Source organism: Francisella-like endosymbiont (assembly GCF_003069505.1).
Classification (GTDB): Bacteria; Pseudomonadota; Gammaproteobacteria; order Francisellales; family Francisellaceae; genus Francisella.
This window is the reverse complement of sequence record NZ_QAPC01000006.1, coordinates 18438-38213: the sequence shown is the minus strand read 5'-3', so window position 1 is coordinate 38213 and position 19776 is coordinate 18438. Positions and strand designations below refer to the sequence as shown.

Below are 19776 nucleotides of genomic sequence, written 5' to 3'. Positions count from 1 at the left end.
TTGTAGAAAAAAGTATGAAAATGCTCTTCATACTAACTTTGAGATTAATTTTGATTAGTTTACTTTAGAGTCGATATAGTCGTAAACATCTTTAACAGTTTTGATTTTCTCAGCATCTTCATCTGGAATCTCAGTATCAAATTCTTCTTCTAGAGCCATTACAAGTTCAACTGTATCTAGAGAGTCAGCACCTAAATCATCGATGAAAGAAGCTTCTGGTTTTAAATCTTCTTCTTTAACACCTAGTTGCTCAACTATGATAGAGTTTACTTTAGCATATACTTCATTCACGCTCATGTTTTTTTCCTTCTTATTTTTGTTTTGAAAATTACTTATGTCAATGATATTATTTTTTAATCATTTTTGCAATAATTTTGCAAAATTTAAGCCATATACATACCACCATTAACATGAAGAGTTTGTCCTGTTATATATTTCGCCTCTTCAGAAGCTAAGAAAGCTACTGCTGCAGCGATATCTTTTGGCTCACCCATCTGTCCTGAAGGGATCTTAGTAGCAATAAAAGATTTCTGCTTATCAGTTAGTTTATCAGTCATATCTGTAGCTATAAATCCAGGAGCCACAACGTTTACTGTGATATTACGGCTAGCAACTTCGTAAGCAAGAGATTTTGAGAAACCTATTACACCTGCTTTAGTTGCGCAGTAGTTAGTTTGTCCTGGGTTACCAGCTGATCCAACCACAGAACCTATAGAGATAATTCTACCCCATCTTTTTTTCATCATACCGCGTACGCACTCTTTTGACATACGAAAGATTGAGCTTAGGTTAGTATTTATAACTGATTGCCATTCATATTCTGACATTCTCATCATTAAGTTATCACGAGTGATACCAGCATTATTGATTAGAATATCTATTGCTAGGTTCTCAGCTTTTATTTCAACAAAGAAATTTTGAATACTTTCAATATCTGAAATATTTAAGACTAATCCTTTTGCCTTAAAACCTTTTTCTTTCATTGAGTTCTCAAATTTTTCCGCAGAAGCTTGGCTGCTAGTTGCAGTACCTATTACAGTAACACCTTTGCTTGCTAATGCATGAGCAACTTCAAAACCTATACCTCTACTTGCACCTGTGACCAGAGCAACTTTTTCATTCAAAGACATTTATTATCTCCTTTTAAATATTTTCTAAACTATCAACACTGTTTGTATCTTTTATAACTAGTGATTTATCTATTCTTTTGATTAGTCCAGATAAAACCTTGTTAGGACCACATTCAATAACTTCTGTGACTCCAAGTTTTACAAGTTCTTCGACAGATTGTGTCCAAAGTACTGGCTTGTATAGTTGTTTAATAACTGCTGTTTTTATTTCTGCTAGATTTGTATGTGATTTAGCATCAAAATTTTGTACAACAGCAGTAGTAGGTTCTTTGAACTCTACCTTATTTAACTCGGCTTCAAACTTATCTGCTGCATCTTTCATTAAAGAGCAGTGTGAAGGTACACTAACAGCAAGTATCTGAGCGCGTTTTGCACCTTTTTCTTTTGCTATTGTATTAGCTTTCTCGACAGCAGCTTTTTTACCGGAGATAACAAGTTGTCCTGTTGAGTTAAAGTTTGCAGCCTCAACAACACCAACATCGGCTGCTTCTTGACAACACTTAATTACATCTTCATTAGATAAACCTAGAATAGCACTCATAGCACATTCTTTATCAGTAACAGCATTTTGCATTAATTTGCCGCGTGTAGAAACAAGTTGTAAAGCGTCTTTGTATGAAATGCACCCAGCTGCAAGTAGAGCGGTGTACTCACCTAAGCTATGTCCAGCAAAGTATTCTACTTTTAACTCTGGTTTTTGCTCTTTTAAGACTTTATATATAGCGTAACTAGTGGCAAGTAATGCTGGTTGAGTAAACTCAGTTTTATTTAGGGTTTCTTCATCATTTTGAATAATATTCCATAAGTCATAACTAAGATGCTGTTTAGCTTCATCGACTATGTTTCTAAAAGTCTCAAAATTTTCATAATAATCTTGGAGCATTCCTAGTTTTTGTGAACCTTGACCAGGGAAAACTATAGCTACTTTTGACATAATAATAATCCTCCTTTTATGCTTTTAAAAATAATAAATTTATAAAAAGATTATATCTTTGCGATAAAACCGCCCCAGACAAATCCAGCTCCGAATGCTTCAGAGATTATTGTATCACCAGGTTTTATTTTATTTGTTCTTACAGCATGATCTAAAGCTAATGGGATAGAGGCTGCTGATGTGTTGCCATGGTCTTGTAGTGTTGTGACTACCTTAGACATTGGCATGTCAATTTTTTTGGCAGTTGAGTTAAGTATTCTATAGTTTGCTTGATGAGGTACAAGCCAATCAATATCACTAGCTTTTATTCCAGCTTCTTGTATTAGTTCATTAGCTAATGAAGATAAGCGTGAAATAGCAAATTTAAAAACCTTATTACCTTCCATTATTAAGTAAGGATCAATATTTATGTTTTGTCCTCTTGAAGTTGGTAAATTATTTGGGATATTCAGCATATTCAAACACGAGCCATCTGTGAAAAGTAAAGATGATAATATCTTTTTTTCTTGGCTTGTTGAAATTACAACAGCACCAGCACCATCACCAAAAAGTACGCATGTTGAGCGATCATTCCAATCTAAGACACGCGTCATTTTTTCAGCACCGATTACAAGAATATTTTTTGAGACACCAGCCTCTATGTACTGCTTAGCGATATCTAGAGCATAAACAAATCCACTACAAGCAGCTGAAATATCAAAACAGCGCACCTTGAAATTATCTATTTGTAGGTTCTGATGAATCATCGAGGCTGTTGAAGGCATTATAAAATCAGGGGTACTTGTTGCAACAATTATCGTATCGATATCATTAGCAGTTAGTTGCGCTGCTTCAAGAGCGTTTTTAGCTGATTGTGTAGCCATATAGCTTGTTGTTTCTATTTCATTAGCGCAATGACGTCTTTCTATACCGACTCTTTGTTTGATCCACTCATCTGAAGTATCAACAAATTTACTTATATCTTCATTAGTTAAGATTTTTTCAGGCAAGTAACTTCCTGTACCTAGTATTTGTGAAAACATTATATAGTTATACCTACTTTAAATTATGATTAACAACAAAAAACCATAAGATTTCGCCTTTTCGCCATATAGCTCGATATTTATTTTAGCATGAATAAGAAAGATTAAAGAACTTTTTCTAAAGATTCTTGAATTGTTTTAGGAATATTGTATTTAATTTCTTTGATAGCTTCATAGATTGCGGTCTCAAAAGCATTAGCGCTTGCTCCACCATGGCTTTTAACCACTATGCCAGTTAAACCTAGTAGTGATGCACCATTAAAGCTATCAAGATTCATACCTTTTTTCATTTTTTTGAATATTGGTAATGTCATTACTATAGGAATTTTCATTAGCCAAGAGCTTTCTTGTATTGTTTTTTTGATAAGAGACTCTATAAGCCTTAAGCTTCCTTCCATTGTTTTTAGAGAAACATTGCCAACAAAACCATCGCAGACTATTACATCAGTGGTATCATCAAAAATATATTTACCTTCAATATAGCCATTATAATTAATAAAATCGCAACCTTGTAATAATTTTGCAGCATTTTTGATATTATCTAGACCTTTCATTTCTTCTTCACCTATGTTTAGTAATGAAACTCTAGGTTCAGCAATACCTTTTGAACTTGCTGCTAATATTGATCCCATGATTGCAAATTGGAAAAGTTGTTCTGATGTACAAACCACATTTGCACCAAGGTCAAGCATATAAGTTTTACTAAGTTGTTTAGTTTCTCTGTTGAATGCAGGTAATGCATAAACAATAGCAGGACGATCAACACCATTAATGGTTTTTAATACAAATTTTGATGTAGCCATTAGCGCCCCAGTATTACCAGCACTGACGCAGGCATCAGCAGTACCATCTTTAACAAGGTTAATAGCTACGCGCATAGAAGAATCTTTTTTCTTTCTAACAGCAATAGATGGTGATTCATCCATACTAACTGTCTCGCTAGCATGATGAATAGCTATTCTTTGTAAAACTGGTAGTTTTATTTTCTTAACTTTTGAATATCTGTCTAAAGCTCTTTTAACTTTATGATGATCTCCAACTAATACTATTTGTAAATTAGAGTCTTTTTTTACTGCTTCAAGAGCCGCTGGGATAGTAGTATTAAAGCCGTGATCTCCACCCATTGTATCTATAGATATTTTGTAACCCATAATAGTATAAAACTTCCTATATCTCTAATTGTCTATTGCTCATCATTAATATTTAACTGTCATGTAGATAAGCTGATTTAAAAGTGTTGATGGGAAATATTAGTCTTCAGATTTAGTTTCTACTACTTTTCTACCCTTATTAGAAACCATTAGGTGATACATGATGTCTTAAATGTAGTTCACCTGTTGATTTATCAGTAGATAGAGTAGGAGTAATTAAAGAGCTGTGAGATCTTCTCATGTCTCTCTTTGATCTGCTTTTTTTATTTTGTTGTACAGCCATTTTAGATAACCTCTTAGTGTTTTTTATATTCTAAATTATGTATACTACTTGAGTGTTTTAAGAATCTCAAAAGGATTCCTTTTCTTTTGTATAACATTTTCTTGTCCACTATAGTATGAATGTTTTTTTATATTTTTACAAGTGCTTGTGTTTTTTTGGTATTAAAGGTAGGTCTAAAAGTATCTCTTCTTTAATTAAATCCTTTAGATCGATAATTGCACTTTTACATATAAAAGGTTCATGAAGACTATCTTCTACTAGTCTGTCATCCTCAGCAATTATTATAGTATTTGTTATGTCAAAATCATGGTCAAATACCTTTAAAGAATCTTGGCAAATAAGTTGTAATGTACTTTTGATTGAATATTTAATGCACGCATGATTTTTTTCTTCAAAAAAAGAAAATGAGCATACAAATGTGTGAGGAGTAGCTGTGATGAAATCAGAAATCTGATCAAGTTGCTCAATGGTTATCTCAATATTTTCCAATTCTCTTTTTTGCTTGGCATATATTGAGTAATTTATCTGACTATGCTTACCTTCCATCTTCGCTATTACTGGGGTATTTTGTTAGTAATAATTATTGTATATAGATTTCTTGTTTTATGAAAGGCTCTATTGTATCATCATATATAGTTTTTTTAAAAAAATTAACAATCACATAAGTAAGGGTTTAAATAACTAATGTCTTTATCTATTCCACGTGAATTTTCAAATGCTATAAGGTTTTTATCTATTGATGCAACACTTAAGGCTAAATCAGGGCATCCTGGAATGCCTATGGGTATGGCTGATATTGCTACAGTACTTTGGACAAGGTTTCTTAAGCACAATCCTAACAATCCACATTGGATAAATAGAGATAGATTTGTTCTTTCAAATGGACATGGCTCAATGCTTTTATATTCTTTGTTACATCTAACTGGATACGATGTATCTATTGAGGATATTAAAAAATTCAGACAGCTACATTCAAAAACTCCAGGACATCCTGAGTATGGCTATACACCAGGAGTTGAAACTACAACTGGACCACTAGGTCAAGGAGTGGCAAATGCTGTTGGTATGGCTTTAGGTGAAAAACTCTTATCTCAAAGATACAATACGACAGATTTAAAAGTTATAGATCATCACACTTATGTATTTTTAGGTGATGGATGTTTAATGGAGGGTCTTTCGCATGAAGCATGCTCATTAGCAGGAACTCTAGGTCTAAACAAATTAGTAGTATTTTGGGATGATAATAATATTTCAATAGATGGTGATACTAGAAGTTGGTTTAGTGATAATACGCCTGGGAGATTTAGGGCTTATGGTTGGCATGTTATAGAAAATGTAGATGGTCATGATTTTGCTGCGATAGAAAAAGCTATAAATGGAGCTCATGCACAGCAGCAAAAGCCAACATTAATTTGTTGTAAAACTATAATTGGTTTTGGCTCACCTGAGAAGGCTGGGACTGCTTCTGTGCATGGCTCACCTTTAAATGAGCGAGAAAGAGCTTCAGCTGCTAAAGAGCTTAACTGGAATTATCAAGCTTTTGAAATACCCCAAGCTGTTTACAAATACTGGGATGCTAAAGAAAAAGGACAAGCTTTAGAGGCAAATTGGCAAAAGCAATGGGATTTATTCAAAGATAGCCCTAGGTTTAAAGAGTTTGAAAGAATTTTAAACAAAGAGTTACCTGTCGAATTAGAAGACTCTATTAATGACTATATAGCTTCGCAACTGAGCAACCCTATCAAAGTGGCAACACGTAAAGCTTCACAAATGGCACTTGAAGTCTTGTGTAATAATATGCCAGAGATGTTTGGTGGGTCAGCTGACTTGACAGGCTCAAATAACACTAATTGGAGTGGTTCAGTCTGGTTAAATAATACTGAAGAAAGTGCAAATTATCTTTCTTATGGTGTTAGAGAATTTGGAATGGCTGCAATAATGAATGGTTTAAGTTTATATGGTGGCATCAAACCTTATGGTGGTACATTCTTAGTATTTAGCGATTATTTAAGAAATGCTATAAGGATGTCAGCATTGATGAAGCAGCCTGTGGTACATGTTATGTCACATGACTCTATCGGTTTAGGTGAGGATGGACCAACACACCAGCCTATAGAACATATTCCAAGCTTAAGACTTATACCTAACCTTAATGTTTGGCGACCTGCTGATACGGTTGAGACAATGATAGCGTGGCATCAAGCGGTAAAATCAAAAGATACTCCAAGCATAATGGTATTAACGCGTCAAAACTTAATGCTAATAGTGCAATCACAACATCAAGTTGCAAATATTGCTAAAGGTGGCTATCTAGTTAAATACTATGCTGACGCTAAATTAACTATTGTTGCGACAGGATCTGAAGTTGAACTTGCTGTCAATGTAGCTAGTGAATTTGAAAAGAAAGGTATAAAGATAAATGTTGCTTCTATACCGTGTGTAGAAGTTTTTGCTGCTCAAACTCAAGAGTATAAAAAATCAGTAATAAAAGATGACATTCCCGCAGTTTTTGTTGAAATGGCACAACCTGATATATGGTATAAATATATGCCAAAAGCTGGAGGAGAAGTAAAAGGAATCTATAGCTTTGGTGAGTCGGCACCAGCTGAAGATTTATTTAAGCATTTTGGATTTACTGTAAAAAATATTAGCAATATTGTTGCTAAATATGTGTAATAAACTTTCGCAAGGTAATATCTTAAGGAGATTAAAATGAGAGTTGCAATTAATGGTTTCGGTAGAATTGGTCGTTTAGCATTTCGTCAAATGTTTTGTAAAGATAACATTGAGATTGTAGCGATTAATGATTTAACAAATCCAAAGATGTTAGCACACTTATTAAAATATGATTCTGCTCAAGGTAGATTCTCAAAAGCAGCTGTAACGGTAGCAAAAGAAAACTCTATAGTTGTAGATGGTAAAGAGATTAAGATATATACTGAAAAAGATGCAGTTAATTTACCTTGGAGTGAATTAAATGTAGACCTTGTGCTAGAGTGTACAGGTTTCTATGTATCAAAAGCAAAATCACAAGCTCATCTTGATGCTGGTGCTAAAAAAGTAGTTATTTCTGCTCCAGCTGGTAATGATCTACCAACTGTAGTATTTGGTGTTAACCACTATATCCTAAATGCAGATGACAAGATTATATCTGCTGCTTCTTGTACAACTAACTGTCTGGCTCCTATGGCTAAAGGTCTTCATGATTTAGCAACAATTGAAAGTGGCTTTATGACAACTATTCATGCTTATACAGGTGACCAAAATACTCTAGATGCTCCTCATGCAAAAAATGACTTCCGTCGTGCAAGAGCAGCAGCTGTAAATATAGTGCCTAACTCAACTGGGGCAGCTAAGGCTATCGGTCTAGTAGTTCCAGAATTAGCTGGTAAATTAGATGGTGCTGCTCAACGTGTTCCTGTATCAACTGGATCGTTAACTGAGCTTGTTGCTGTGGTATCTAAGAGTGTGACATCTGAAGATGTTAACACTGCGATGAAAGCTGCTGCAAATGAATCTTTTGGTTATACAGAAGAAGAGTTAGTGTCTAGTGATGTTATAGGGGTCTCTGAAGGTTCATTATTCGATGCAACTCAAACTAAAGTTACTTCACTAGGTGATAAGTCTCTAGTTAAAGTGGTATCTTGGTATGACAATGAAATGTCTTATATAAATCAAATGGTTAGAGTAGTAGAGTACTTTGGAGCTCTATAAACATTATAGGTGATATAAATGGGTTTTCTAACATTAAAAGATGTTGATCTAAAAGATAAAAAAGTCTTGGTTAGAGTGGACTTTAATGTACCTGTTAAAGATGGTAAGGTAACAAGTAAGGTTAGAATTGAAGCTGCTATTCCAACTATTCAATATATTTTAGATCAGGGTGGCGCTGTGATTTTGATGTCGCATCTTGGTCGTCCTACAGAGGGTGAATATAATCCTCAGTTTTCTCTAGAGCCAGTAGCAGAAGCTTTGTCTCAAATTATCAATAAGCCAGTTAAGTTTGCTAAAGGCTGGTTAGGTGGTGTTGATGTTAAAGCTGGTGAAATTGTTATGTGTGAAAATGTACGCTTTAACAACGGTGAGAAAAAATCAGATGAAGATTTATCTAAAAAGATTGCGAGCTTAGGTGATATTTTTGTGATGGATGCCTTTGCTACAGCACATAGAGCACAAGCTTCTACTTATGGGGTTGCTAAGTATGTACCAGTAGCATGTGCTGGGATATTATTAACTAATGAAATTCAAGCGCTAGAAAAAGCTTTGAAATCGCCTAAAAAACCAATGGCTGCGATAGTTGGAGGATCTAAAGTCTCAACTAAGCTATCATTGCTATATAACCTTCTTGATAAGGTTGAGATTCTTATCGTTGGTGGTGGTATTGCTAATACTTTTCTAAAAGCAGAAGGTTATAATGTTGGTAATTCATTGTATGAACAAGACCTTGTCGCTGAAGTAAGAGATATTTTAGCTAAAGCTAGAACTCTAGGAGTTAATATTCCTATACCAGTTGATGTAAGAGTAGCTAAAGAGTTTAGTGAAAATGCACAAGCAATCACTAAAAAAGTCTCTGATGTTACTGATGATGAGATGATTCTAGATATAGGTCCAGAATCTGAAAAGGAAATTGCTGAACTGCTAAAATCAGTAAATACTATCTTATGGAATGGTCCTATTGGAGTATTTGAGTTTGATAATTATGCCGCAGGAACAAAAGCTTTATCTTTGGCTATAGCACAGTCGGTTGCTTTTTCAGTAGCTGGTGGTGGTGATACTATTGCCGCGATAGAAAAATTTGGCATCAAAGATCAAGTTTCTTATATATCAACAGCTGGTGGGACGTTCCTAGAATTTTTTGAAGGTAAAAAATTACCAGCTGTAGAGATACTCAAAGAAAAAGCAACTAGGTAATTTAGGATAATTATATGAGAAGAACGAAAATTTTAGCTACTCTTGGTCCTGCAAGTGAATCAAGAGAAGCTTTAACAGAAATGATTAAAGCAGGTGTTAATGCAGTCAGATGTAATTTCTCGCATGGCTCTGCTGAAGATCATCGTAAGAGAGTCGAGCTGATTCGTCAGATTGCTAAAGAGCAAGATACTTATGTTGGTATTTTAGCTGATCTGCAGGGACCAAAAATCAGATTATCAAAATTTAAAAATGGCTCTGTAGAGATTAAAAAAGATCAAAAGTTTACGCTTGATGCTGAACTTGGCGTTAGTGATGGTGATGAGAATGTTGTAGGCATTGACTATAAAGAGCTTATTCAAGATGTGAAAAAAGATGATATACTACTTGTAGATGATGGCAAAATTGTCTTAGAGGTTGACTCAGTAAAAGGAAATAAAGCAGTCACCAAAGTTGTCATTGGTGGTAAAGTTTCTAATAATAAAGGTATCAATAAGAAAGGCGGTGGACTTACAGCACTTGCACTTACTGAGAAAGATAAAGAGGATATAAAAATAGCAGCAATGCTACAAGTGGATTTCTTAGCGGTATCATTTGTCAGGGATGGTAAGGATATGGAGTATGCACGTCAACTTGTCCACGAAGCTGGCTGGAGACCTGCAATAGTAGCTAAAATTGAGCGAGCAGAGGCTGTATTAGAAGATAATCTTAAGAGTATTGTTGATGCTTCTGACCTTGTAATGGTGGCGCGTGGTGATTTAGCTGTTGAAATTAGTGATGAGAATGTACCAACTGTACAAAAGCTTATTATTAGTACAGCTAGAAGAAATGAAAAAGGTTCTATTACGGCTACACAAATGATGGAGTCGATGATAGATAACTCTTCACCAACTCGTGCTGAGGCATCTGATGTTGCCAATGCTGTATTTGATGGTACTGATGCTGTGATGCTATCAGCTGAAACAGCAGTAGGTAAATATCCTGTTGAGACAGTTTCTGCGATGTCAAGAATATGTGAATCAGCGGAGAAAAGTAAGTATACACACGTTTCTAAAAAGCAAAAGATAGCTGACTGTGATAGGATTGATCATGCTGTATCAGTTGCAGCAGTTAAAATTGCCAATGATATCGGTGCTAAAGGATTAATCGTATTGACAGAAGGTGGTAATACTTCGCGTTGGATGTCACGTATCAATACTGATTTACCTATCTATGCATTATCAAGAAATGCTACAACTTTAGGTGCAATGACTTTGTTTAGAGGAGTGATACCAATATACTTTGACTCAACTAGGATGTCTAAATTATATGTAAATAGATCAGCATCTATGGAGTTAGAGGACAGAAAGCTGGCTAAAAATGGTGATATTTTTGTCCTTACTAGTGGTGATAGTATGGGTGTTCATGGAAGTACTAATAAGATTAAAGTAATAATTGCAGGTCAGGTAAGATAAGGAGATAATAATAATGGCTTTAGTTTCATTACGTCAACTATTGGATCATGCTGCTGAGCATGGTTATGGATTACCAGCTTTTAATGTTAATAACCTTGAGCAGGTTAGGGCTGTTATGGAAGCTGCAGATAAGGTTAACTCACCGGTTATTTTACAAGGTTCTGCTGGAGCAAGAAAGTATGCAGGTGCATCTTTTATTAGACATCTAGTTTTAGCTGCGATAGAAGAATATCCACATATACCAGTATGTATGCACCAAGATCATGGTACATCTCCATCAGTTTGTCAAAGATCTATACAATTAGGCTTTTCATCTGTAATGATGGATGGTTCTTTAAAATCAGATGGCAAGACTCCATCAGATTACGAGTATAATGTTAATGTTACAAAAACTGTAGCTGAGATGGCTCATGCTTGTGGGGTATCAGTTGAGGGTGAGTTAGGTTGTCTTGGTTCATTAGAAACAGGGCAAGCTGGGGAAGAAGATAGTGTAGGTGCTGAAGGTACTTTATCTATGGATCAGTTACTTACTGACCCTGAAGAAGCTGCTGATTTTGTCAGAAAAACTAAAGTTGATGCTTTAGCTATAGCTATCGGTACTTCTCATGGTGCTTACAAGTTTACTAAACCACCTACAGGTGATGTGTTATCTATCAAAAGAGTAAAAGAAATTCATACACGAATCCCTCATACTCATTTAGTAATGCATGGCTCATCTTCTGTGCCACAGGACTGGCTAGAAGTTATTAATATTTATGGTGGAGCTATGGGAGAGACTTATGGCGTGCCGGTAGAGGAAATCGTTGAGGCTACTAAGTATGGTGTGCGTAAAGTAAATATTGATACAGACCTTCGTATGGCAGCTACTGGCGCTGTGAGAAGATTCTTGGCTGAGAATCCAGCTGAATTTGATCCGCGCAAATATAATGCTGTTGCTAAAGCTGCGATGTCAGAAATTTGCAAAGCTAGATATGAAGTATTTGGGAGTGCTGGCATGGCTAGTAAGATTAAGCCTATTTCACTTGAGACAATGTTTCAATGTTATGAAAATGGTGAACTAGATCCTGTTGTTAAGTAAATTTTATTTTAAAATCTTATTGTGACTAATCGATAAATGATATATAAATTAGAGTCATGGATAATAGCTAAAACCTTTTGTTGAGGATTTTTTAATAATTACTTTTTATAAATTATACGTTTTAATAAAGCTTGCAACTATTCGATTAGTCTAACCAAAACCATTTTGGACTACAAGTCTCCTTACTTGCTTTTTGTTCAGAGTTTATTACATCGTATTTTTCGCAAATTTTTCCAGTTTGTTTAAACTTTGCATTAACTGTATTTATAAACTTTTTTGCAATAGTTTTTGCAAGTTTATCAAATCTATAATTCTTTAAGAATATTACCGCCTCAAAGTGTAGCGGAGTCCAACCATTTGAAGAATCTCATTGTTGTGTTGTATTTGTAAGAGTTGTAATAAGACCATGTTCGGTTAAAAAATCTTTTTCTATAATTTTAGCAACTTTCTAAGCTTGCTCATCCGTTGTGATGTTTAAAAATAAAGGAGTTATTCCCACTAGGCTTGTAATGGCTGTAAGTTTGGTTGTATTATAATTTAGATCATAAAAAATTCTTTTTCACTTTTCCAACACTTATCTTGGATAAGTTGTTTTTTCTACTAACTCTAAATACTTGGAGGCTTTTTGTTGTTCTGAAATTTCTCTGAACCATTTAGCGAGTAGTAGATGTTCTAATCCATATAAGTAGCTATTAAAATCAACAGATAAGATATTAGTTGTTTGGATTGTATTAAAATCATCTACTTTGGCAAACCAGTTCTAGAAAAATCCCATCCAGACTCGCAAGCAGTACGAATATTTGGATAAAAACCCCATTTGTTTTTTTATATTTTTTGCATGCTCAATATCTTGTCTATATGATTCTAGTCTAGGAGTGTCGGAGTCATCCCAATATCTATTTAATTCATTGATGTTACTTTGAGAGTTCATCCAAAATGAGTATTCTTTTTCTAGGGCTGGTAGATATTTTTCGATAGCAGATATGCCAAGCTCTTGATATAGGATATTCACAATCAAATAAAGCAAAGGAGGGTGAGAGCGTGTTAGATAATATTTTCTGTTAGCATTTGGTACAAATCCAAGAGTATCTATAAGATATGCAAAGTTATCAGCAATATTTTTAATCATTTGAATTTCGCCATCTACTCTTAAACCTTCACAAGTGAAGTAGCAGTCCCAGTAATAGACTTATATGAATCTACCTCTTGGTATTGTATAAGGTTTTGGTAAAGGTATAAGAGAGCTTAAAGAGTTCTGCTGGTCAGATGACTGGTGTAAAAAATTCCACATTTGTTTGATGTATTGTGGTAGTGTGATACTTCTTTATCGTTATCAAAAGTTTTCGGCCACAGGAGAATAGAAGTTATCCTCTACAAAAGCTTTAAGATCAAAGTTTTCCATGAATTTTCGCATACGGAGGTATTAAAAGTACTAAAAGAGCTATTGATAAGGACACAATAAAATACAATTACTCCTTCAAAGTGTACAAATATTTTGCTAATAACTCTAGATCCTATAGTACCTCCTAAAGCTGAGAATATAATGATTAAACCAGCCATAGCACTTTGTAAATTCTCAGGTTGGCTACTAAGAACACTTAAACATAACGTAGGATATATTGGCGCCATAAAAAAGCCAATCATCGGAAATAGTAACGCTATAAGTATTGCTATAATACTGCCTGATTCATCAGGGTTTATAAGTTTAGATAGTTGAAGTGTTGATATTATTAGTATTGTACAGCATATAAGTCCTATAATAATATTTTTTTACAGTCAATTTTTCTGATAATAAAACCAAAAGTGATTCTACTAGCAGCAATATTCAAAGAAAAAACACTTGCCATAAAGACACTAGTTGATGTAGAAAGAATTAAGCACTCTGGTATTAAATGTTGGAAGCCATGATTACATTTATTGTTCTATAAAGAGATAGAAAATACGCTAACGGCATAACTATAGGTAGTTTTATAAGCTTGACATACTTAGTGTATCGGTAAGAAAATTAGAGCGTTTAGTTATTTGTGCTGCTGAATTAATCAAGCTTAGTAAATAAAAGCAAAACAAATACCACAAAACATAAACTAGCTAGTAGCCAGTATGTGCCAAGCTAGTTACCAAAACGTATAAATATGCTAAAAACAAAAAAGCATAGTACTACACTTATTTGAAAGAAACCTTCTAATACGCTCATTAAACTAGCATGTGTTTTTGAGTCATTTGTAATCAAACCAACAGTTGAATATACAGAAACTTTGATAAGAGTAAAAGCTACACCTACACCTATCAATATAAATAGTGTTTTGGCAGTTAGACAGCTATATAAGCTAGCCATAGCAATACAACATGTAGCAATAATTACTAATTTGGTAAGCATCGCGTTTTTATAACCAAGTCTTGGAATGAATGAATAAATAGCGAATGAAACGATTGCTATTGTTAGATCTTTACAAGCCTAAAGAATACTTGCTTGAACTTCTGTGACTTGATAGTGAGTGACCGATTGTAATATCAAGATATAACACTATTAAGTAAAATAGCACTAATAAAGAAGATGAGGAAAAATGAAAGTTTTAGTTGTAAGTACCTCATATGTACCAATAAAGAAATTGCTTCTGATTTTAGGATAAACAAAGTTATATAACTAAATAAGTTTTAAGGATTGAGTTTAGAACTTTTTTAGTATTTAATTAAATTGTATATGCTTAAAGACGAGGTATCTGATATGAGTGAGTATAAATATTGTGTAGGAATCATGTCTGGAACATCCCTAGATGGAATAGATGTTGCTTTGTGTAAGATTCGAGGTAGTGGATTAGATATTGATGTTAAATTGATAGATTTTCAAACATATCCGTATTCTGCCAAATTGTTATATGATATTAAGCAATCTTTAGATTTATCAACAAGTAATGCTCAGCTACTATGTAGTCTTAATTTTAAACTTGGTATTGAATATGCAAATGCAGTAAAAAAACTAGTAGCAGCCAATAGCTTGAATTTAAAAGATATAGCATTTATAGCAAGTCATGGTCAAACAATTTATCATCAAGCAAATAGTGATGAACAGTTTGTTAAATCATCATTACAGCTAGGAGACGCTGCGACAATTGCTTATCAATGTCAAACAATCGTAGTATCAAATTTTCGTGCTGGTGATATAGCTGCTGGAGGTAGTGGTGCACCACTTATTCCTTATGTAGATTACATATTATATAGAGACAAAAATAAATCACGGGCTTTTCATAATATAGGTGGAATAGCAAACACGACAATTATTCGAAAAAATGCAAATATCGATGATATCTATGCTTTTGATACAGGTCCTGGAAACATGATGATAAATAGAGCTATGGAAGTATTATTTAATAGAGATTATGACAAAGATGGTGATATTGCTGCAGCTGGAATAGTTATTGTAGATATGTTACAGGAGCTTTTGGAGAATCCATATCTAAAGCAGAAACCGCCTAAATCAACAGGTCGAGAACTTTTTGGAGTCGAGTTTACAGATAAGATTATAGCTAAATATAAGCAAAATAGACCTGAGGATATAGTTCATACCTTGACAATATTTACAGCAAAGAGTATTGCAGAAGCCTATCAGGATTTTGTTTTTAACAAATATAAGTTAGATCAAATAATATTTACCGGTGGTGGTGCTTACAATAAATTTTTGATAAAAACAATTTCTGATTTACTTGATGTGGAAGTTTTAACATTTGAAGATTTTAGTGAGAATAGTAATGCTAAGGAAGCAATAGCATTTGCTGTGCTAGGAAATGAAACCCTTCACCAAAAATATAATAATGTTCCAGTAGCAACTGGTGCTGAAAATAATATTATATTAGGGCAAATTAATTTATATTAAATAGTCATTTAAAATTATAATTTTTGGTTGAGTATAAAAATTTCTTAGGAAAATTACAGTAAGATATTTATTAGATTCTGTGCACAAAAATAATTTTTCAACGTAACCAAATGCTAATTTAATCATCCCTATATATGCTGATATAGTTTTATCAAATCTAGAAAAACTCTCTTAAAATGCTTAATTTTAGAAAAGAAATTCTCTATCAAATGTCTTTCTTTATACACTTGTTTATCAAAAGGTATAGGGTTTATTTTGTTTGATTTACAAGGTATAACAGCTTGGCAAGATATACTTTCAATATGTTCCCTAATTTCATTAGAATGATATGCCCTATCAGCTATAATTTTAGTTTTATCTATGTTTTGTAATAGATTTATAGCCACTTTACTGTCATGAGTTTTGCCTTTTGAAACTATTATTTCTAGTGGATTACCTAAACAGTCATAGCGATGAATCTTAGTAGTTATTCTTCCAACTGATCTACCACTAGCTAGATTATTATTTCTATTGTAGTCTGTATAGCACAAGCATCTACCCTTGTTACTGTTGAATCAAGCATTACTTCTTGTAAATCAGGATCTTGAACTGATTTAAATAATTTAGAAAATATATCCTTATCAAACCAATCTTTAAAACGTTTATGTATTGCTCTATATTTACCATAGTAAAAAGGTAACATTCTCTATTGACATCCTGTACGTAACAGGGCGTAATACACAGCTTCAATAAATAATCTCAACTTATTTTCATCGTTGGTATGTATACTTTTTTGTGCTTTTAGGAATAATAAAATACTTGACTAGAATATTTCTTTTATATGATAACTCATCTGCTGAGCCTTTGATATTTAATGCTTTTCAACTTTTAAATAACAGCGATTTAGCTATTTTCTATCTAATTTATTTTTTTGTGCATAGCTTATGATTTGAAAAAGAACTAACTATCTATATACTAGTAAATAGATTTTTTAAAAAATTAAAATTTATATGTAAGATACATAATAAATAAAAAGGAGATGTGAACATGAGTGACAAATATAAAAAAAGTTCCATATCTATTATGAGAAAGTAGAATTACTTACTAACATAGCAGACTTTAAGCTGAGTAAAACAGATATTAAAGTGCTCAAAATAAGTGATGACAAAGAAAAGAAAATATACCTATTACAATTTGGAGAAAATTATTTATCAAATATGGAAATATTGAGAGTTATTCATCCTTCAAAAATTGCAATGAGCAAAATCAAATCTATTAGACAGGAAAAAGATTCATTTATAATTGCAATTTTTTCTTTAGATACACTGATTCACAAAATTAAATTCGCTATTTTTGGACATAAAAGTGTTATTTTTGACTTTAAGAAACTGTGGGGATTAGTTGATTTTGTGGTAGTTTATACAGGTGATAAAGTTTGAGTTAATCATAAATTTACATCCTTTATGCCATTAATAACTTACTGCAACCAAAACATCATACATCTAGCATACCATTCTGATTTTTTATATATTTATCATACACCAGAATTTTTCAATAATATAGATCAGGAGAATGCAAGAGAATTAGTGGTAAAAATTCCGGAACCATTCTGGGTAAGGCCAGATATGAAAGAAAATAAAATCAATATTCCTTTAAAAAAATTTGCTAAAGGTAAAAAAAGATTTAGAAAAGGTATCCAAATTAAAAGACTTTGAAATAAGTTCAAATGATGATTTTTTCTCAAAAGCTATAAAAGCAGCTCCAACATTACAAAATAAAAAAAAGAGTAACTTATTTAATTCACTAGCAATTGAAAATAATGAGAGAATTAAAAATGATATAATCAATTATGTGATATCTGATGCCTGGTATGAAAACGAAGAATTACTTAAGAAATTAATGACATTTTTAGACACACTAGTTGTGAGGCACCTCTATTTAATAGCAGTTTACTTGGTTTATGAAATAGAAAAAGGTATTAAATCAGTAAAACCTGAATATAGTAAATTATTAAAAGCTGGACTATTAAATAAAGATATTCAAAATCAATTAGTAAATGATACAAAAAAATCAGTAGTATTATTTGGCTTGGTGAAACATTTCATGGATTAAGCATTGAAGAGGCAGAAGCTTTATGTGATCTTCTAGATGAAGGAAATATTAATCCGAAAATTAATGCTATAAATCTTCAAAAGTAGTATGAAGTTTATACAAAAAAATTATAAAAAAGATCCAAAAAAACGCTAAGTTTCGAAAAGTATAAAAATAAGTATAATACTTTTTGTTACAGATGAAGAAAGGGAAAAACATGCAAGTAACCTCTCAAAAATTTTAGAAGATCCAAAATTTAGAGTTCTTAGTTATATAAATGCATTTTTATGTTCAACTAAAAATTATCTAGTACCTTATGGGTATTTAGGAAACAATCCTCTTACGTACTATAATTGTATGCTGGAAACTGGTAAACTTAGAAACTCAAAAGAAGCGTATTTTGCTGATATAAGAAACAAATTATTCATAGTATGCTATCTTCCAGGCTTCTTGAGCCCTGTAATCGCAGATGACGACTTTATAGACTGGTATTCTGATAAAGTAGAAAGTAAAAGTTTACTTGAAAACCTTTATTTAAATAATTTAAATAAATCGCATGGAAAATATATAAAGAGTTTTATGGATCTTGAGGTCGTTAAACTTCTAAAACAAACATCGTCACAAATTAAACCAAGTTATATACCAGTAGTTTTTAGATATGGTGCATTTGTTTCAACAACTGCTTTGTTAAGATCAAACGCAAATGTTTCTAATAGAATGGAATTTGAATTATATGACTCACCTGAAAAGTTACATAATAAATACTCAGAAAAAGAAAAAAATATTATGTCAAAATCTGTTAACAAACCAAAAGATCACTCAATTGACAATGGAATGTCATTATTTAGTCTTAATTTAACAAATAAAAGCGAAATTGGCCTACGAAACGCTATGTTAAACGTAGCTCAACTATATAATCTTGATTTTAAGGTAGGTATCTCGGAAAATTTAGACCAGGCGATGACTCAGGCATTACTCCTTGGAATGGCAACTACAGTAAAAAATGGTAATATAGTACTTGATGAAGATCAAATGTTATATATGACATACCTTTACTGTATTTTCATGGCACATAGTGTCGATCATACTGTAGATGAGATACTAATGTCTTCGAATACTTACTTAATAAATTCTAAAGATAAAAAGTATCCTATATTTAATATCGCTGACTTTTTTGCTAGACCAGTATTTGGATTATCTAAAAATGATAAGTTTAAATCTTTGGTCAAAAGCTATGAAGATAGTTGTAAACCAAATTCGAAAATTTTAAGAGACGCTTATATAAACAGAATAACCAAATTATCAGGTCTATATGAAGATTTATATAACTTTAACTGCTTGTACAGTTCACTTTCAGAAGGATCTTTATATGGTTTACTATCAACACACAGTGAAAGACATTCTACATTATTAGAACAATATTCTCGCAAGAAAAAAGCCGAGATAGGAGGAAGAGGTTTTATAGGAAATGGTGAAGGACAAAAACTAGCTAATTATAATACATATGCAACAATTAATCAATACAAAACTTTTGTCGCGCAAGGTAGAATGTATGATACTAAAGTAAAATATACTTCATCTCATAACAGGCAGATTGAAAGAGATTTTAATTTATACTCTATAGATAAACAGAATATAGATTATCTAAAATATAATTTTAAAGATAGCAGATTTGATGTTGTTTATAAAGAAAAAAATAAGAAAGAAGAAAATAAAAGCGGTAATGTATATGCAAAAAACAAAATACAAGATATTGTTATGGATATTTTAATGATTTTTTTGTTAAAAATAGAATCACCACATTTTATAAAATAAAAGATAGGTTAGGAAACTATTTAATAAACCTGCATGACCAAAAGTATAGCTTTGCAACTC

Annotated in this window: 18 protein-coding genes and 3 pseudogenes; 9 read left to right on the top strand and 12 right to left on the bottom strand. The window is 32.6% G+C overall.

Annotated elements, in window-relative coordinates:
• Positions 1-54: 54 nt before the first annotated feature.
• The 7 genes and pseudogenes from acpP to C9379_RS08290 all read right to left on the bottom strand — a co-directional run bounded on the left by acpP (position 55) and on the right by C9379_RS08290 (position 5066).
• Positions 55-297, bottom strand: a complete 243-nt coding sequence (acpP, locus tag C9379_RS08320) for an acyl carrier protein (protein ID WP_143385210.1) — start codon at positions 295-297, stop codon at positions 55-57.
• 86 nt (positions 298-383) lie between these two features.
• Positions 384-1130: a 3-oxoacyl-ACP reductase FabG gene (fabG, locus tag C9379_RS08315; RefSeq protein ID WP_143385209.1), complete on the bottom strand. Its 747-nt coding sequence runs from the start codon at positions 1128-1130 to the stop codon at positions 384-386.
• Between the two features lie 13 nt (positions 1131-1143).
• Complete coding sequence (gene fabD, locus C9379_RS08310) at positions 1144-2064, bottom strand: ACP S-malonyltransferase (RefSeq protein WP_143385208.1); 921 nt, start codon at positions 2062-2064, stop codon at positions 1144-1146.
• A 50-nt stretch (positions 2065-2114) separates the two neighbouring features.
• Positions 2115-3086 (bottom strand): beta-ketoacyl-ACP synthase III, encoded by a 972-nt coding sequence (locus C9379_RS08305; protein ID WP_143385207.1) that lies wholly within the window; start codon positions 3084-3086, stop codon positions 2115-2117.
• Between the two features lie 104 nt (positions 3087-3190).
• A complete protein-coding gene (plsX, locus tag C9379_RS08300; protein ID WP_143385206.1) occupies positions 3191-4237 on the bottom strand; it encodes a phosphate acyltransferase PlsX in 1047 nt (348 codons plus the stop codon).
• Positions 4238-4336: 99 nt separating this feature from the next.
• Positions 4337-4520, bottom strand: a pseudogene (gene rpmF, locus C9379_RS08295) (50S ribosomal protein L32).
• A 44-nt stretch (positions 4521-4564) separates the two neighbouring features.
• Positions 4565-5066, bottom strand: a pseudogene (locus C9379_RS08290) (YceD family protein).
• Between the two features lie 138 nt (positions 5067-5204).
• Here C9379_RS08290 and tkt point away from each other — a divergent pair.
• From tkt to fba, 5 genes are read left to right on the top strand one after another with little or no spacing between them, the layout of a single operon-like run.
• Entirely contained in the window at positions 5205-7196 is a 1992-nt protein-coding gene (gene tkt / locus C9379_RS08285; protein WP_143385205.1) for a transketolase, read from the top strand.
• Between the two features lie 36 nt (positions 7197-7232).
• A complete protein-coding gene (gap, locus tag C9379_RS08280; protein WP_143385204.1) occupies positions 7233-8234 on the top strand; it encodes a type I glyceraldehyde-3-phosphate dehydrogenase in 1002 nt (333 codons plus the stop codon).
• Between the two features lie 18 nt (positions 8235-8252).
• Positions 8253-9431, top strand: coding sequence for a phosphoglycerate kinase (locus C9379_RS08275; protein WP_143385203.1), 1179 nt, complete (start codon positions 8253-8255; stop codon positions 9429-9431).
• A 14-nt stretch (positions 9432-9445) separates the two neighbouring features.
• Positions 9446-10882 (top strand): pyruvate kinase, encoded by a 1437-nt coding sequence (pyk, locus tag C9379_RS08270; RefSeq protein ID WP_143385202.1) that lies wholly within the window; start codon positions 9446-9448, stop codon positions 10880-10882.
• A 13-nt stretch (positions 10883-10895) separates the two neighbouring features.
• The gene (fba, locus tag C9379_RS08265) at positions 10896-11960 is read left to right on the top strand and encodes a class II fructose-bisphosphate aldolase (RefSeq protein ID WP_143385201.1); all 1065 of its coding nucleotides are present in this window, start codon (positions 10896-10898) and stop codon (positions 11958-11960) included.
• A 145-nt stretch (positions 11961-12105) separates the two neighbouring features.
• Here fba and C9379_RS08260 read toward each other — a convergent pair whose 3' ends face one another.
• The 4 genes from C9379_RS08260 to C9379_RS08245 all read right to left on the bottom strand — a co-directional run bounded on the left by C9379_RS08260 (position 12106) and on the right by C9379_RS08245 (position 14337).
• A complete protein-coding gene (locus C9379_RS08260; RefSeq protein ID WP_318263465.1) occupies positions 12106-12285 on the bottom strand; it encodes a trehalase family glycosidase in 180 nt (59 codons plus the stop codon).
• 435 nt (positions 12286-12720) lie between these two features.
• On the bottom strand, positions 12721-13089 hold the full coding sequence (locus C9379_RS08255; protein ID WP_318263441.1) for a trehalase family glycosidase: 369 nt from the start codon (positions 13087-13089) through the stop codon (positions 12721-12723).
• A gap of 242 nt (positions 13090-13331) precedes the next feature.
• Complete coding sequence (locus tag C9379_RS08250) at positions 13332-13604, bottom strand: transporter (RefSeq protein ID WP_318263440.1); 273 nt, start codon at positions 13602-13604, stop codon at positions 13332-13334.
• A 466-nt stretch (positions 13605-14070) separates the two neighbouring features.
• On the bottom strand, positions 14071-14337 hold the full coding sequence (locus C9379_RS08245) for a hypothetical protein (protein WP_318263439.1): 267 nt from the start codon (positions 14335-14337) through the stop codon (positions 14071-14073).
• A 348-nt stretch (positions 14338-14685) separates the two neighbouring features.
• Between C9379_RS08245 and anmK the strand changes: the two genes are divergently transcribed.
• Positions 14686-15831, top strand: a complete 1146-nt coding sequence (anmK, locus tag C9379_RS08240; protein ID WP_143385200.1) for an anhydro-N-acetylmuramic acid kinase AnmK — start codon at positions 14686-14688, stop codon at positions 15829-15831.
• Positions 15832-15930: 99 nt separating this feature from the next.
• On the opposite strand, the pseudogene C9379_RS08235 reads toward anmK, so the two are convergent.
• Positions 15931-16627, bottom strand: a pseudogene (locus C9379_RS08235) (IS5 family transposase); the annotation flags it as partial.
• A gap of 328 nt (positions 16628-16955) precedes the next feature.
• Here C9379_RS08235 and C9379_RS08965 point away from each other — a divergent pair.
• The 3 genes from C9379_RS08965 (at position 16956) to C9379_RS08955 (ending at position 19716) form a co-directional block, all read left to right on the top strand.
• Complete coding sequence (locus C9379_RS08965) at positions 16956-17249, top strand: hypothetical protein (RefSeq protein ID WP_425536942.1); 294 nt, start codon at positions 16956-16958, stop codon at positions 17247-17249.
• 223 nt (positions 17250-17472) lie between these two features.
• On the top strand, positions 17473-17922 hold the full coding sequence (locus C9379_RS08960; protein ID WP_425536941.1) for a hypothetical protein: 450 nt from the start codon (positions 17473-17475) through the stop codon (positions 17920-17922).
• Positions 17923-18258: 336 nt separating this feature from the next.
• Positions 18259-19716: a hypothetical protein gene (locus C9379_RS08955; RefSeq protein WP_425536940.1), complete on the top strand. Its 1458-nt coding sequence runs from the start codon at positions 18259-18261 to the stop codon at positions 19714-19716.
• Positions 19717-19776: the final 60 nt, after the last annotated feature.